This is a genomic window from Psychrobacillus sp. NPDC096389, assembly GCF_044762855.1.
Classification (GTDB): domain Bacteria; phylum Bacillota; class Bacilli; order Bacillales_A; family Planococcaceae; genus Psychrobacillus.
In genome coordinates this window covers 39,738-55,693 of sequence record NZ_JBIWFB010000006.1, presented here as the reverse complement: position 1 = coordinate 55,693, position 15,956 = coordinate 39,738, and the positions used below count along the sequence as shown (strand labels likewise).

Sequence of the window (15,956 nt, the reverse complement as noted above, 5' to 3'; positions counted from 1 at the left end):
AATTTGCGCACTAGGTGTTTTCTTTTTATATACTGTTTTTATTCTCATTTGGACTTGCCGGAAGTAAAGGAGATGCTTCTCCAGAATAGAAAATTCTCAAGTCATGGAGAGCTCTTGTACATCCAACATATAATAATTTTGCATCCTGCTTTGTATTCTTATAATGTTTTTCATCCACGTCTATAAGTAATACTGTATCAAATTCCAGCCCTTTCGCTAAATATATTGGTACTACAGAAATACCACCCTCATATTTCATTTGGTTGGCTTCAATTGCATTGACAGAAATTCCTGCTGCCGTTAACTTTTCATACATATCACGGCATTCATCATCTGTTCGTCCTATTATAGCGATCGTTTTCACATTTTCACTCAGCATATTTTGTAAGGTCTTCATGATTTCGGCAAATTGGTTATTAGTAGAAATAATCTTTACTTCATTACCACTACGAAAAACAGGTATTGCAAGGCCTACTGGAATTTCAGCAGTTTTAATAATATCATTTGCAAACTCAATAATTTCTTTCGTAGAGCGATAACTTCTCGTCAGTTCAAAATAACCCGTTTCTTGAAATACTTCTTTAAAGTTGTTCCAGTCCTCAATTCCTTGGAAATTGTAGATAGCTTGGGATAAGTCACCTAAAATCGTAAAAGAATTACCCAATGTGACCTCTTTTAATATATAAATTTGGAATGGTGAAAAGTCTTGTGCTTCATCTATCACTACATGATGAAATTTTTGACTACTCTCTATTCCTGTTAATTGATGGTGAATATAAATAAGGGGTGTTAGATCTTCTACATATAGTTGTTTATCGCGGCAATTTTTTACTGTTTCTTGAACAAGTTCTACAGGCAAGACTTCTACTATTTCTTTTTGTTTCATCAACGAACTGTAAAATGATAGTGGGGTTATTTTGGGCCAAAATTTCATATAGGCATTTAATCTTTTAGTTGCTTCTTTTTTCGATGCTTTTTTCTCATCTGTTCCTTCGATCTTCTTCAATTCTATTTCAATCCATCGTTTTATCCGAGCAACTAAACGTTCTCTACGCTTCATTAATGGATAATGCTTGTATTCAACTTGCACCCACTTTTTTATCTCTTCTACTTTAATAACGGCATCGTCCCATACGACGAGATCTTTTTCTGGTAATAGATTCTTTTCCAATTGATTGATACTTTCTTCAATGAACGATTTAAACTCCATTGTTCCTTTATATTTCCCAAGCATAACTTTGCTATCATTACGATTGATTTCAAAAGCTTCCTTTAGCTTTTCGTCCGTTTTTTGTAATTTCACTGCATCGTCTAATGTACGTAGCGCCCAATCTTGAAATGTGGTTTGCTTAATATTACCTACACCCAGTTCAGGAAGCACGCCAGAAATATAGTCTAAAAACAAACTGTTTGGTGCAAATACTACCATTCTATCTGCTTGTAGTTGCTCTCGATATTCGTAAATTAAAAAAGCAAGGCGATGTAAAGCGATGGTAGTTTTTCCGCTTCCTGCGACCCCTTGTATTAATAGTGGCATGTTCTTCTCTGCACGAATAATATTATTTTGCTCAGATTGTATGGTAGAAACGATGTCTTTTAATTTATTATCCTTATTTTCAGCTAATTTATATAGGAGAAAATCATCCGTAGCTGATATATCTTCATTACCCCTTACATAGGTATCCACAACACGTTCTAACGCTCTTTTATGAATAGCAATATTCCTTTTTAAATGAACATAACCTTCTACTAAACCATCTGGTGAATGATAAAAAGCTGCTTCTTCACCGCCCGTAAACGAATAAAACATACTGGCAATAGGTGCACGCCAGTCCATTACAATTGGTTTTGCCGTTTCCTCAATAGATGCCCCGACTTTTCCAATATAAACAGGTTCGGGCTCTAACTGACCATCCTCTTGAAAATCTAACCGTCCGAAGTATGGTTGTTGAACAGCAATACGTAGATTTTGCCTTCTGGACTCCCTCATACTTTCTAGAATTTGTTCAGTAAAATCCTCTCCGTAATAAACTGGAATATTTTCTAGTTCGACCAATTGCTTATTCAATATAGAAGTAGTTTCTTTCAACCGTTGTAGTTCTTCTTCAAATATATCCTTCATGCTAATGACTCCCTCCTATTCATTATAAAATACAGACAATTTCTAATATATATAAAATACATATACAAAGTCAATAATCTTTAGCCACTTTATCATCAATGAGGCAGCATCACTGCTATAACGAGTAGAAAATAAAGTGAGCTAGGAAAATACATTTTCCTAGCTCACTTCGATATGGAATAACCTATATAAAACTAATCGATATCACAATCAACTAATAACTTTAATATATCTTCTTTTTAAAAGTTGTGTTTTTGAATTAGTTGCTCTTAAGGACAGTCTGGTTGCTTTCATTCTGCGATTAGTTGCTCTCAGGCTGAATTTAGTTGCCTTCACTGCCCTTTTGATTGCTTTCACTCGAATTCAGTTGCCCTTAGCCATCTTTTTACATATACAATCCTTTTTCCTCATAAGTCACATACCATTCTCCGTCTTGTTGCACGATATCTGTTCCAATCCAACCATCTGCTAGTAGCTGTTGCTGTTTTTCTGTGTCAGCCATGTTGACTTCCAACACTTCGCCACCGGCTTTCCGTTCTTCATGGAGTTTTTTATAAAAAACATAGCGCAACATATCTGCGTATTTATTTTTCAATGCACCGATGACCATTCCTTGGCTCAACTTGTCTTTTAGGCTCGCAATATTAAATGGTGCGACTGTTGCACATACATGTGTATACGGAGATGCGTCTAATAGCTCCATTACGATAGCTCCAAGTTTTTTTTGTAAACCAAATCCACGATAGTCTGGGTGTACATTTGTAATTTCTTGATAGACAACTTGGTCTAATTGCTCTGTTTGAAGCCCAATATCGTATCCAAGGTGATGTTCGTCTATTTCCGGGATGGCTAATGCGCGAAAAGCGACTAACTTATTCTCTACGAATACACCTACCATTAGACTTTTCGCTACAAAATCTTCGTATTCTTCCTTCGTTACTGGAGATAAAAAGTCATTGTTTATTAGCGTTTCCAAAACAAGATCCTGTAGGCGTAGAACATCTTCCACACTATCCTTTTCCAACACACGAACTACATATTCTTTTTCACCAAGCTTACCTGTCCATTCTTTCATTAAACACCACTTACTTTCGTTTGAAATATAGTTAACTCTTGTAATATTGCCTCATCTACATCTACTCCAAGTCCTGGGCGTTCATTTAGCTGAATGAAAGGCACATCATAATGTAGATTTCCAATATCCTTCGAGAATTTTAAAGGACCTGTTAACTCAACGCTCGTAAATACTTTTTTAGAAAATGCCACGTGGAATCCAGCTGCAGATCCAATGGAGGACTCAACCATCGAGCCAATTTGACACTCGATTCCTGCCATTTCTGCCATATGGGCAAGCTTCATCGCTGGATAAATGCCCCCGCATTTCATAAGCTTAATATTTACTTTATGTGCGGCTTGCTTCTCGATTAGTTCACGCATATCTCGGAATCCTCTTAAACCTTCGTCCATCATAAGAGGTGTGCTTGTTTTTGCCTTTACTTCAACCATTCCATTGAAATCATCCGCTATTACCGGTTGCTCTAGCCAATCAAGCCCCAAATGCTCTAGTTGGCGCATTGCTGTAATTGTATTTGCACTGTTTTTCCAACCTTGGTTCACATCGACACGAATTGCGATATCTTTTCCTACTTTTTCTCGAACAGCCTGAATACGTTCCACATCTGCTTGTACTTCTGTACCGACTTTCATCTTAAACGATGCATAGCCTTCTTTCATACGACTTTCAGCTTCTGCAGCCATCGATTCAGGTGTGCCGATGCTTAAAACATGCGTAATTGGAAACTTCTCGTGGTAACGCCCACCAAGTAATTGATAGACCGGTACCCCTAATTTTTTTCCTACTACGTCATAGCAAGCAATATCAAGAGCCGCTTTTGCAGCAGGTACTTGATAGACCGCTTTGTCCATTTTTTCATGTAAGCGTTCAAATTCCATTGGATTCTCGCCAATTAGCAATGGTGCCAATGTGTTTTGTAGTAGTGCATATGTCGCTTCCCATGTTTCACCTGTTACATGTTCATCCGCAACCGCTTCGCCATATCCTATTAATCCCTCTTCAGTTGTTAGTTTTACGATTATCGAAGGCATATCGTCGTATGTATGGTAGCTAATGATAAATGGATCTACTAGTGGTAATCTTATAGCAAATATTTCTATTTCTTTGATTTTCATTTTATGTTCCTGCTTTCTTTACAAGTTTTTATTTTTTCGTTATAGTTGTCGTTAAATAGACGTTAATGTTTCAAAAAAAAGGGGATTATATATGGATATTCGAATCGCTGTGTTAGGCTCTGCTAACTTTATCGACCGATTAATGAACTTAGAACATGAATTAGTTTCTACTCGTTTGGATTATTATATCTATCAATCGCCAGTGGATGCAACCGAAATAGTAAAAAATATTAAACCTTGCGATGTCGTATTTTTCTCTGGTTCCCTTCCATACATATATGCAAAAGAGGCGAGTGAAAAGTTACCGGTACCAACTCATTATTTAAAACAGGATGAAACGGTAATTACAACCACTTTATTATCCGTGTATTTTTCTAATAATATACCGATTGAACAGCTTTCGATTGATTTAATCGAACCACAGTTAATACAAAATGTATTGGAAGACATCGGGCAACACGAACAGTATCCGCATATGCTAAAAATTGAACCTACTTTCCAATTAGAAGAGGTCGTAAAATTTCATGCTGAATTACACCAAAGCGGGAAAACTACCCTTGCAATCACGAGTATTCATGCCGTATTTAATGCTTTGCAAGACCAACATATTCCTGTGATTCGGATGCTAGATTCTAAAAATTTTATCTTAAAAGGACTAGAGGATGCGAAATCTATAGCGCTTTTAGCAAAAAGTGAGTCCGCGAAAATTGCCATTGGATTCATCCAATCAAAAGAAGCAATTCCAGAAGACACATTAAAGAAAATAGCTAGCACGATTCAAGCTAATCTCGTCCAATCAGCCAATCATTTATATACATTCTTCTCTACACAAGGCAATGTACAACTTGCACTTGAAAATAATACGGTCCAACATTGGATTAACCTTGCTTCGGCCCCTATAAAAATAGCATTTGGCTATGGGAAGACAGTAATTGAAGCTACACAGAATGCAAAAGATGCTTTGCCTTATGCAACAGAAAATACTGCTTATCTATTAACCGACCAGAAAGAATTACTTGGCCCATACCCAGATAACAAACAGCAAATACGCCTGAAAACAAATGACCCTAAACTAGTCCAAATAGCAAAAGAAACGACGTTGAGCCCCGCAAATTTGTCCAAAATCATGCAATTTAGTCGTTCACATAGCTCCGTTGAATTTACGGCACATGATTTGGAAGTCTACTTACAAGTAAGTAGACGTACGACGGAACGTCTATTGAAAAAGCTAGTGGATCACGGGTATGCTCGGGTTACAGGGGAGGAAATGACCTATCAGCAAGGACGCCCCCGTTCCATTTATGAATTCAATTTCCCTACGTATTAAGAAAAGGAAAGTTCAATCCAACTGAACTTTCCTTTTTCTTTTATGCTTCTACCGCTTCTTTTTGCTGTAAAGCGACTATTTCTGCTTTCGATAACTTCTGAATGGTAAATCCAGTTACTGCATAACCAATAGACAATAATGGAACTACGTAATTCAGCACTGCATATGGAGCGTACTCAAATGCCCCAACTCCTAACGTTCCTAATATGAAAACACCACATGTATTCCATGGGATAAATACGGACGTTAATGTACCGCCATCTTCTAATGCTCGTGAAAGGTTTTTCGAATGTAATCCCATTTTTGTATAAGCATTTGCAAACATTCGAGAAGGTACAACGATAGAAATATATTGTTCAGAACATGTCGCATTCGTTGTAAAACAAGCTAGAATTGTAGATGCTATTAGTGTTCCAGCTGATTTTGCTAACTTCAGAATCTGATTCATAATTGATTGGAGCATACCGGAATATTCCAGTACCCCTCCAAATGTCATTGCAACAAGTGTCATTGAAACCGTATACATCATGGAATCCAGCCCACCACGATTAAACAACTCATCAACCATTACATTTCCTGTTTCAATAACAAAGCCACTTTGGAGGGCCCCAATCGCTTCTGTAAGGCTTCCACCTTGTATAAACACTTGTGACAAAGATCCTAATATTATCCCTATAACTAAAGCTGGTATTGCTGGTACCTTTAATGCAACCAGAACAATTACAGCTACTGGTATAAGCAATAACCAAGGAGAAATGACAAAACTTTTTTCTAACATAGAGATTGTCTGCTGAATGCTCTCTTGATCAATATTGCTGTTCTTATACTTCATACCTAAAAATCCGTATACACCCAACGAGATAATAATCCCTGGTACTGTCGTAAATAACATATGTCGAATATGTACAAATAGATCTGTATTGGTCAATCCTGCTGCTAGATTTGTTGTATCCGAAAGTGGCGACATCTTATCCCCAAAATAAGCACCTGAAATAACTGCTCCCGCTATAATAGGTGCCGGAATCCCCATGCTAAGTCCAATACCCATCCCTGCGACACCAATAGTTCCCATAGTGGACCAAGAACTGCCGATAGCTAATGAAACAATCATACAAATGACGCAAATTGTCACTAAAAACAATGCTGGTGTTATTATTTTTAGCCCATAATAGATCATCGTTGCGACTACTCCGCCACCAATCCAAGCCCCAATCGTGAGTCCAACTAACATAATAATAACGACTGCCGGTAATGCTAGTTTAATCCCCTTATACATCATTTCTTCAATATCATTCCACTTAAAACCATGCTTCCAAGCTACTAATGCAGCAACAGCTGTCCCGATGATTAACGGTATGTGTGGACCTTGCTCTAAAACAACGACTGCAACAACCATGCAGAGAATCATCACTAGTAATGGTATGATAGCCCATACCAAAGACATTTCCTTTTTAGTAGACACTTTATCTTTTTCTCCCATATTATTTACCCCTTTGTGAACTATTGCGACAATTCCTAATTGACGTTTAATAGTCGCTAATATGAAATATTATAGACAAATCGATGAGTCGTCAATGCTTTTTAGAACTATTTGTAAGCGTTTTCGCTATAACTTTTGCACCAATTGCTAGTGCCCCGTAGTTAAACGTCATATTCGGATGATGTAAACCTGGTGCTAGATCTGCTCCAATACCAATCATTGCAGCCTTCACCTCAGGATGTCTAATCGTATAAAAATGAAAGTCATCGCTTCCAGAAGTAATTACTTCTTCTGCAAGGTTCTCCATTCCAACAACTTCGATAATTCCTTCTCTCGTCATAGCAGCTGCTTCTTTGGAAACTTCCGCACCTGGTGTGATGTCTTCCCATTCCCACTCTATTTCTATATCAAATAATTGCTTTATAGCTTGTAAATCTTTTTCAATACGATCTTTCATTTGAAATAAAATGGCATTTTTTTGTGCACGGGCATCAACCGAAAACGTTGCAGTACCGGGAATAATATTGGCATTTTCTCCACCTGCTTGAATTTTGGTCAGTTTCGCAGAATATGCTTCGAACGGTGAAAAGTAAAGATTTTTTAATGCTTGATGAATCGCTACTGTGACATCAATGGCATTTTTCCCTTGATGTGGGCGTGCACCATGTGCATCAATTCCACTAATTTTTCCTTCTAAAAACATTGCAGCCCCATGATGAATTGCAGGTGATACTTTTCCAAAAGGAAGTTCTTCAATTGGTCGTAAGTGCACACCAAATAAATGCGTTACATCCTCTAATGCACCTCTGTCAATCATCGCATTGGCACCATTTCCTTTTTCCTCCGCTGGCTGGAAGATAAAGCGGATACGCTTACCTAGTTTTTCGTCTTTTAGTAATAATAAAGCTCCTAAAACCATGGAAATATTGGCATCGTGTCCACATGAATGATTGGCACGAAACTCTCCATCTACTTCTTGCCATAGTGCATCGATATCTGCACGAACAGCGATTACTTCATCGCCTTCTCCAATTTCAGCCAGTAACCCGGTCACGTCATCGAAACGGCGATAAGATACTTGTAATTCATCGAGTATTTCTGCAAGCTTGTTTGTCGTTTCGTATTCCTTCCAGCTTATTTCTGGATATTTGTGAAAATGATCAAACCATTGTAATATTTGCGATTCTACATTCATTTTTTACACTCCTTATTTTTCGATAATCTCACATACACGTCCTACTTGTCCGTCGGTTAATCGAACTTTTATGCCGTGTGGATGGAAGGAAGAATTTGTTAGCAAGTCTTTCACGATACCTCTCGTTTTTTCACCTGTTCGTTGGTCTTTTTTCAAAATAATATATACTTCTAATCCTGGTTTAACGTCTTTTCTATTTTGTCCGTTCATAATAACTCACCTCTTTTTGTATCTTATCATTTTCATGCTATATATACACTGTTATGCAAGCCAATAAGTTCAATAAATACAACAAACAATATCAAGTAAAATTATAATTTTTTGAATTTTACATTGACGAAGTCACCTTGGTCAAGTATAGTAATTTACATTAATAAAAAATGAAATAATTTTATCTCTCATGAAGAGTAGCAGAGGGACTGGCCCGTTGAAGCTCGGCAACCAACCATATGTTTATATATGGAAAGGTGCTAAATCCTGCAAAACGATATCGTTTTGAAAAATGAGAGAGGACGTCTGCATATCTTCAAATTGCTAATGAACCTCTCATTTCTGAGAGGTTTTTTTATTTCTATATCAACCAAGAAAAACAACAGATAGGAGAATAACAATGAAAAAGTGGTTATTTACAGGATTACTCATTTTAGTTTTAACAGTACTTGCTGCTTGCGGTGGTAAAGAAAAATCAGAGGAAGCAAATGAAGGCTTATTAAGCGACGGTGTTCTAACAGTTGGCGTAACTGCAGGTCCACACGAAGAAATCGTTGAAAAAGTGAAAGAATTGGCAGAAAAAAATGGTCTAAAAATTGATCTACAAGTATTTTCTGACTACGTAATGCCGAATGTTTCTTTAGCCGAAAAAGATATTGACATGAATATTTTCCAAACGATTCCTTTCTTTGAACAAATGAAAAAAGATCGTAATCTGGATCTTGTTGCTGTAGGTAAAACGGTCACTTTCCCAATGGGCATTTACTCTAATCAAGTAAAAGATGTGAACGAACTGCTAGATGGTGCGAAAATTGGCTTGCCAAATGATCCTACACAAGGTGGACGTGCACTGATGCTATTTGAAAGTGCCGGTATGATTAAGATCAAAGAAGGTCTAGACACTAATGCTACAATCCATGACATTATTGAAAACAAGAAGGATTTCCAATTCATTGAACTTGATGCAGCACAAATTCCGCGTCAATTGAATGAACTTGACGCGGCAGCTATCAATACTAACTTCGTAATAGATGCTGGTTTATCGCCAGCGGAAGATTCTATTTTTATTGAGCCGAAAGATTCTCCATTCGTGAACATTATCGCTGTCAGATCCGAATCGAAAGATGAAGAAGTGATTCAACAATTTATCGATTTGTACCGTTCGGAAGAAGTGAAACAATTTATCGAAGAAAGATTCGATGGATCCCTAATCCCATCTTGGTGATAAAAGGAAATGTATCTATTGAATACTCTAAGTTTGAAATAGTACTTGTTAAGAAAGAGGCTGGGACACAAATTATTTGTCCATTATAAAAGACGAATAATATTTACTTTATTCATGTAATATAAACAAAAAAACGAACTATCACGAAACATTAAATTAGAGTTTCGATTGATAGTTCGCTTTTTTATTTACTGAATTTCCTGTGTCCCCGCCCCCTTCTTTCAATTATTATCGTATTAATAATTTTATAATGTACAAAATTGGAAGGATTTTTTTATTGACGAAACCATATGTAGTAGTTATTATAAGAAAACAATGTCGAATTATGTCGTATAATGTTGGGGATATGGCCCAAAAGTTTCTACCAAGCCACCGTAAAGGGCTTGACTACGAGTTAATTGTTATATGGAGGAAGGATTCAACTCTTTCTTCATATTTACAGATACCTAGTCAACGCTCCGGTAGAAATCGGAGCGTTTTTTTTGTTTAGGAAATAATTCTTTCCTAGATAGTAATAATAAGATAAGAAACGGTATGCAAGGCATTTATTTCAGGTAAGAGAGGATTGATAAGTAATGAAAAAGAATATTTACTTTAATCATGATGGAGGCGTTGATGATCTTGTCTCTTTGTTTTTATTAATGCAAATGGATAACGTTGAACTAACAGGTGTATCCGTCATTCCAGCTGATTGTTATTTGGAACCTGCAATGTTTGCCAGTAGGAAAATTATGGATCGCTTCGGAAATGGCAATCTGGATGTAGCTGAATCAAATTCTCGAGGTAAAAATCCATTCCCAAAAGATTGGCGTTTACATGCTTTCTTCGTTGATGCTCTACCGATTTTAAATGAATCCGGTAAGATTGACACACCTGTAGCTGAAAATCCAGCACATCTTCATATGATTGATGCCATTCATGCATCCGCTGAAAAGACAACCCTTCTATTCACTGGTCCACTTACAGATCTTGCTCGCGCATTAGACGAAGACCCTTCAATCGAAGAGAAAATTGAACGACTTGTTTGGATGGGCGGTACATTTCGTGAAACAGGAAATGTAGAAGAGCCCGAACACGATGGTACAGCTGAATGGAATGTATTCTGGGATCCAGAGGCGGCTGGTCGTGTATGGGATAGCAGTATAGAAATCGATCTAGTAGCTCTTGAAAGTACAAGCCAGGTACCACTTACGGAAGACATACGTAAACGCTGGGCATCTGAACGTAAATATTTGGGCGTTGATTTTCTTGGGCAATGTTATGCGATGTGCCCACCACTGGTACATTTTACAACGAACTCAACGTACTTCTTATGGGATGTTTTAACTACAGCATTTGTTGGTAATCCTGACCTGGTAAAAGTGAAGAAGCTTAATAGCATCGTTCATACAAATGGACCGAGTCAAGGTCGGACAGAAGAAACAGCTAATGGGCGTCCTGTAAATGTAGTTTATGATGTGAATCGCGATGCATTTTTCGATTATATTACTCAGTTAGCAAAAAAAGTAAACTAAATTATATATCCGGTGAACTTATAAAAAGATAGGCGCCGCAGCTAAAGTAGGAGGAAGAAATGACAATTAAATCGCGCCTTAAAATAATGATTTTTCTACAGTTTTTCGTTTGGGGTTCTTGGCTCGTAACACTTGGGTCTTACATGTTCAATACTTTGCATTTTACGGGATCAGAGGTTGGACTTGTTTATAGCTCCATCGGGCTTGCTTCCCTCATTATGCCGAGTCTTATAGGAATTATTGCCGACCGCTTTGTAAAGGCAAATAAATTATATGGAATTCTTCACTTTATGGGAGCTATTTGTTTATTTATTGCTGCAAAGGTTTCAGACCCCACTCTTTTGTTTTGGGTAATGCTTTTTAACGCAATGGTCTACATGCCGACAATTTCTTTAGCATATACCATTTCGTATTTTGGTCTAGAAAAGGAAGGCCATGATACAACGAAAACATTCCCTTCCGTTCGCGTTTATGGAACTGTTAGCTTTATCCTTGCCTTATGGACAATTAGTCTTTTCGGATTTGAGTTAAGTAATATGCAACTATACATTGGATCAGGAGCTGCTCTTTTGCTTGCGCTGTTTTCACTTGCACTACCTGACTGTCCAACATCAACCGCTAAGAAGGACGCATCGCTAGTTAGTCGTTTAGGACTCGATGCGCTCGTATTGTTTAAACAAAAGAAAATGGCAATATTTTTCATTTTTGCTATGTTATTAGGTGCAGCACTGCAAATTAACACTACTTTTGCTGACCCATTTATACATGACTTTGCGTTAAACCCTAGCTTTAAGGATAGTCTTGCTGTTAAGTATCCAGCTATATTATTATCAATTGGACAAATTTCAGAAGTAGTATTTATCCTAGCCATTCCATTTTTCTTACGTAGATTCGGTATTAAGACGGTCATACTATTAAGTATGGTAGCATGGACTTTACGCTTTGTTCTCTTCGCTTTTGGAGAACCATCGGGATTAGGATTCAGCTTATTACTATTATCTATGATTGTGTATGGAGCTGCTTTTGACTTCTTTAATATTTCGGGATCCATTTTTGTAGAGAAAGAAGTGGATAGTCGCATTCGCGGTAGCGCACAAGGCTTATTCATGACAATGGTAAACGGACTGGGAACCTATTTAGGCGCTATCATTAGCGGGAAAATTGTAGATTACTTCACTGTTGACGGCATAAAAGATTGGCAAAACATTTGGTTAATATTCGGGTCCTATACAATCGTTCTTGCAATTATTTTTGCTGTAATTTTTAAATACAAACATGATCGGGATGCAATGAAAATATAGATAATATTGCTTGATAGTTGAAGATTAAGATTCATCTCTTGATGTCCGATACCAAATTTATTGGTGTCGGACTTTCTATTATTGTCATCAACGCATTTTAAACTTTTTTACATAAGCTGTTTTTGGAAAATGTTATATGTACGTGATATACTGATGAAGGATTTATATTGGAAAAGGAGTGTTTTGAATGGCGAAAAAAGGTTACTTTTTAATGGATACTGGCGAAAAAATCGAATTTGATTTGTTCCCAAATGAAGCACCAAACACAGTTGCAAACTTTGAAGAATTAGCAAACAGCGGATTTTATAACGGGGTTATTTTCCACCGTGTTATTCCTGGTTTTGTAAGTCAAGGTGGAGACCCAACTGGTACAGGTATGGGTGGTAGCGGCAAAACGATTAAATGTGAAACTGCTGGAAATCCACACAAACACGAAGCTGGTAGCTTATCTATGGCGCATGCTGGGAAAGATACAGGCTCAAGCCAATTCTTCATCGTACACGAACCACAACCACACTTAAACGGTGTTCACACTGTTTTCGGTAAAGTGACTAGCGGTCTAGAAGTAGCAACAGCTATGAAAAACGGCGCTAAAATGGAAAAAGTAGAAGTTTTCGACGCTGAATAAATAGAAAAGCGTAAGCGCCTATGTCTGCCCCGACAGGCAAATGGAAAAAAGCGAGGAGGCAGCTTCCCAGCCACCACAGCTTTTTCCCATTTGACCTCGAGGGGCAAGGCGCTGAAGCTGGACAATAAATAAAATAAGCAGCTTCCGATTTATTTGGAAGCTGCTTTTTACTATAGTTAGAAAGTGAGGAAAAGATAATGACACCATTATTTACAGGTAACTGGATAGGTATTATTTCTACTGTGTGCTGGATTTTATGCTTTTATTTTACCTTAACCTTCTTTGAAAATTTGCGTAAAGATGATGAACGGGTTACAAAGCAATCTAAGATAGCTGCAATCATTTTTTTATCATCGGCTTTATTGTTGCCCGTTGTTTTTAATTTCTATTTGTTTGTACAGATGAATAGTTGAAGCGTTTCTGTTAGGGACGCTTTTTTGTGTGTTCACTATTCTTTTTTATAAAAACGGTCGCCTGTTTTCGGATTGTAATACACCCTTGTTTTCTCACCTGTAACAGGGTCAATATTGACCTCTTCTGTTCGCTCAAAGTCTGCCGCTACTTTCGTTCCATGATTACGTCTAAACCGTTTATCATAAACAAAATATCCGAGCAAAATTAAAGCTATTACCGCTATAATTTGCAATACATATATACCTACTATAACAATAATTGCCGTCATATTTTTTCTACAACAACTGCTGTTCCATATGCCACAATCTCACTCATATTATTACCAATTTCACCCGAATCATATCGCATCATTACAATAGCGTTCGCATCCATAGAATGGGCATTCTTAATCATACGATCCATCGCTTCTTTTCTAGAATCCTCTAGCATTGCCGTGTATTGCTTGATTTCCCCACCTACTAAGCCTTTTAAACCCGCCATAATATCTCCACCAAGTCCCCTGCTTCTTACAATTAGACCATATGCAGGACCTTTTACTTCCACAATTTTATATCCTTCAATTTTTTCTGTTGTCACTACTAACATATGAATCGCCTCCACTTTTTATAATTTCTTACAAACTAAAAACAATAATTAAGATTAAGATAAGCGGCACAAATAAGACTAGCCAACTTAGTGGTCGACCAAAGTTGAGCGTCCAACCTACGCCAAATCGTTTTTCTACTAGAATGCTTGGATCGTCTCTATTGATATAGATGATTCCGCCCTTCCAATACTTATCGTCATCTACAGCAATTTTATCTTCTAAATTTGGACTCTCCTCTTCTATCTTTAAACGGGAACCACTTTGCCCAACCTTCACTATATATATTCCTACTGCCAGGAAAGTTAGCACTAAAAAAACTAGTGGTAATGCAAACATCACCCAAGCAGAACCGATTTCCGGATGAATTGTTTGTAAGTGGAAATATCCCATCATTAATGTCATCGTTATTGTGATAAACAATGCGAACCAACTACTATATTTACGGAAAGCTAGTTGCTGTGCAACCGATGTTTTTTTATTAGCAGGATTGATCTTAGCACCTGAAAACTTCATCCCCTCGCTCATCATCAAGAACATCCCTTGCATGACAAGCAAAATTAATGGCAATGATACGACGCTAAAATACGTCTTCTCGCTAAATGCATCCGGTTGCCCAGAAGGTCCCCAATGAGTAGGAATCATGTCTGGCATTTGGGCGTATTTCATAAATGTGTAGATGATTAAGCCCACAGTAATAATCATAGGGATGATAAATACGATTCTCGGTATTAACTGAAGCTTCTCTTGAAATTGCAAATCTACCACACGTACTTCCTTTTTCCCCGTTGTCCATCCTTGTGCCTCTTTCAGCCTTTTCACACGTACATGCATCATGAAATAATAGCCCAAGCCTATGAAAAGAATGGAAAATTGCACACCTACACTAATTAACGATAACACTTCTTCTGTCGGAGATTGCGTTAATGCCCAAATCAGATAGGCTGCTAACAAAATAATCCCTAGCGTTAAAACAACTGTTGTATATCTTTTTTTATATGCTACGATTGTTTGTTCTTTAGCGTATTGCTCAGGCACATAAACGCCAAATGCTTCTGTTTGCTTTAGTAGTTTCGGTGTTAATGCTTGTAATACGGTAATAAATAACAAGATGAAACCAAATAAAAAAATTATCATGATGTCCCCTCCTTAATGTTTTGCACGAGTTGCCTTACCATAACGACCATTTCTTCCTCGGAAAGCTTTAACACTAATCCTTCTGCTATTAATGGTCGTATTTGTGCTGCTAACTGTTGTTGTTCTTCGGCTGTAGCTTTTGGTATTCCATTTGGTTGTATAATAACGCCCGATTTTGCGACGATTTGGATAAACTCTTTTTCTTCTAAGTAATGATATGCTTTATTCACTGTATGCATATTCATGCCTAAATCTGCTGCGAATGCTCGAACAGATGGCAATGAATCTCCTGGTTTTAACTCGCCTCTTGCAATCCCTTCGATGAGTTGCTGCGCTAGTTGTAAATAGATTGGCACAGATGAATTTGTTTGTATTTCGATAAACATGATGTCCCTCCTATTCACATGTGTTCTACATATATTATAACATGTTTGTTCTATTGAAGGTAGAGCAAAGAGTGGCAGTTAAGAAGGATCTTGCGATTTGGGGCTTGTATTTTGTGATTTTTCAATGGGATTTTGCGATTCGACTCTTGTATCTTGCTATTTTGGGGATCTATTTTGTGATTACAGTGTTTCCACACAAAAAAAGCCTATTTTCCGAAGAAAACAGGCTTCTTTGCCTCTGTGC

General features: G+C 37.4%; 16 protein-coding genes and 2 riboswitches. Of the genes, 6 read left to right on the top strand and 10 right to left on the bottom strand.

The genetic code is table 11. From position 1 onward, the window contains the following. Window positions 1-25: 25 nt before the first annotated feature. From ACIQ38_RS15145 to ACIQ38_RS15135, 3 genes are all read right to left on the bottom strand, one after another. The gene (locus tag ACIQ38_RS15145) at window positions 26-2,122 is read right to left on the bottom strand and encodes a HelD family protein (RefSeq protein WP_402824636.1); all 2,097 of its coding nucleotides are present in this window, start codon (window positions 2,120-2,122) and stop codon (window positions 26-28) included. Window positions 2,123-2,507: 385 nt separating this feature from the next. Continuing rightward, window positions 2,508-3,197, bottom strand: a complete 690-nt coding sequence (locus ACIQ38_RS15140; RefSeq protein WP_402824634.1) for a GNAT family N-acetyltransferase — start codon at window positions 3,195-3,197, stop codon at window positions 2,508-2,510. Beyond that, entirely contained in the window at window positions 3,197-4,312 is a 1,116-nt protein-coding gene (locus ACIQ38_RS15135) for a mandelate racemase/muconate lactonizing enzyme family protein (protein WP_402824631.1), read from the bottom strand. Before ACIQ38_RS15135 ends, ACIQ38_RS15140 begins: the two co-directional genes overlap by 1 nt. 91 nt (window positions 4,313-4,403) lie before the next feature. Here ACIQ38_RS15135 and ACIQ38_RS15130 point away from each other — a divergent pair, with 91 nt between their 5' ends. Then, the gene (locus ACIQ38_RS15130) at window positions 4,404-5,639 is read left to right on the top strand and encodes a hypothetical protein (RefSeq protein WP_402824628.1); all 1,236 of its coding nucleotides are present in this window, start codon (window positions 4,404-4,406) and stop codon (window positions 5,637-5,639) included. Window positions 5,640-5,679: 40 nt separating this feature from the next. Here the strand turns inward: ACIQ38_RS15130 and nhaC are convergent, their stop codons facing one another. From nhaC to ACIQ38_RS15115, 3 genes are all read right to left on the bottom strand, one after another. Beyond that, a complete protein-coding gene (gene nhaC, locus ACIQ38_RS15125) occupies window positions 5,680-7,119 on the bottom strand; it encodes a Na+/H+ antiporter NhaC (RefSeq protein ID WP_402824625.1) in 1,440 nt (479 codons plus the stop codon). A 91-nt stretch (window positions 7,120-7,210) separates the two neighbouring features. Then, complete coding sequence (locus ACIQ38_RS15120; protein WP_402824622.1) at window positions 7,211-8,314, bottom strand: amidohydrolase; 1,104 nt, start codon at window positions 8,312-8,314, stop codon at window positions 7,211-7,213. A 12-nt stretch (window positions 8,315-8,326) separates the two neighbouring features. After that, window positions 8,327-8,524, bottom strand: coding sequence for a YwbE family protein (locus ACIQ38_RS15115; protein WP_402824619.1), 198 nt, complete (start codon window positions 8,522-8,524; stop codon window positions 8,327-8,329). Window positions 8,525-8,709: 185 nt separating this feature from the next. Next, a riboswitch (SAM riboswitch) is annotated at window positions 8,710-8,823 on the top strand. 101 nt (window positions 8,824-8,924) lie between these two features. Between ACIQ38_RS15115 and ACIQ38_RS15110 the strand changes: the two genes are divergently transcribed. The 5 genes from ACIQ38_RS15110 to ACIQ38_RS15090 all read left to right on the top strand — a co-directional run bounded on the left by ACIQ38_RS15110 (window position 8,925) and on the right by ACIQ38_RS15090 (window position 13,605). After that, entirely contained in the window at window positions 8,925-9,749 is an 825-nt protein-coding gene (locus ACIQ38_RS15110) for a MetQ/NlpA family ABC transporter substrate-binding protein (RefSeq protein WP_402824616.1), read from the top strand. Between the two features lie 308 nt (window positions 9,750-10,057). Then, window positions 10,058-10,159, top strand: a riboswitch (purine riboswitch). A 165-nt stretch (window positions 10,160-10,324) separates the two neighbouring features. After that, on the top strand, window positions 10,325-11,263 hold the full coding sequence (locus ACIQ38_RS15105) for a nucleoside hydrolase (RefSeq protein WP_402824613.1): 939 nt from the start codon (window positions 10,325-10,327) through the stop codon (window positions 11,261-11,263). Window positions 11,264-11,322: 59 nt separating this feature from the next. Then, window positions 11,323-12,564, top strand: a complete 1,242-nt coding sequence (locus ACIQ38_RS15100; RefSeq protein ID WP_402824610.1) for a nucleoside permease — start codon at window positions 11,323-11,325, stop codon at window positions 12,562-12,564. Between the two features lie 187 nt (window positions 12,565-12,751). Further along, window positions 12,752-13,192: a peptidylprolyl isomerase gene (locus tag ACIQ38_RS15095; protein WP_093270855.1), complete on the top strand. Its 441-nt coding sequence runs from the start codon at window positions 12,752-12,754 to the stop codon at window positions 13,190-13,192. A 197-nt stretch (window positions 13,193-13,389) separates the two neighbouring features. Continuing rightward, window positions 13,390-13,605, top strand: a complete 216-nt coding sequence (locus ACIQ38_RS15090; RefSeq protein WP_402824606.1) for a hypothetical protein — start codon at window positions 13,390-13,392, stop codon at window positions 13,603-13,605. Window positions 13,606-13,640: 35 nt separating this feature from the next. Here ACIQ38_RS15090 and ACIQ38_RS15085 read toward each other — a convergent pair whose 3' ends face one another. The 4 genes from ACIQ38_RS15085 to ACIQ38_RS15070 are packed head-to-tail and all read right to left on the bottom strand — an operon-like array spanning window position 13,641 to window position 15,712. Beyond that, window positions 13,641-13,874 carry a hypothetical protein gene (locus tag ACIQ38_RS15085; protein ID WP_402824603.1) on the bottom strand — a complete coding sequence of 78 codons (234 nt, stop codon included), beginning with the start codon at window positions 13,872-13,874 and terminating at the stop codon, window positions 13,641-13,643. After that, window positions 13,871-14,191: a YbjQ family protein gene (locus ACIQ38_RS15080; RefSeq protein ID WP_402824600.1), complete on the bottom strand. Its 321-nt coding sequence runs from the start codon at window positions 14,189-14,191 to the stop codon at window positions 13,871-13,873. The genes ACIQ38_RS15085 and ACIQ38_RS15080 overlap by 4 nt, the downstream gene beginning before the upstream one ends. A gap of 28 nt (window positions 14,192-14,219) precedes the next feature. After that, window positions 14,220-15,326, bottom strand: a complete 1,107-nt coding sequence (locus ACIQ38_RS15075; protein WP_402824597.1) for a DUF1648 domain-containing protein — start codon at window positions 15,324-15,326, stop codon at window positions 14,220-14,222. Beyond that, window positions 15,323-15,712, bottom strand: coding sequence for a GntR family transcriptional regulator (locus tag ACIQ38_RS15070; protein ID WP_402824594.1), 390 nt, complete (start codon window positions 15,710-15,712; stop codon window positions 15,323-15,325). The genes ACIQ38_RS15075 and ACIQ38_RS15070 overlap by 4 nt, the downstream gene beginning before the upstream one ends. Window positions 15,713-15,956: the final 244 nt, after the last annotated feature.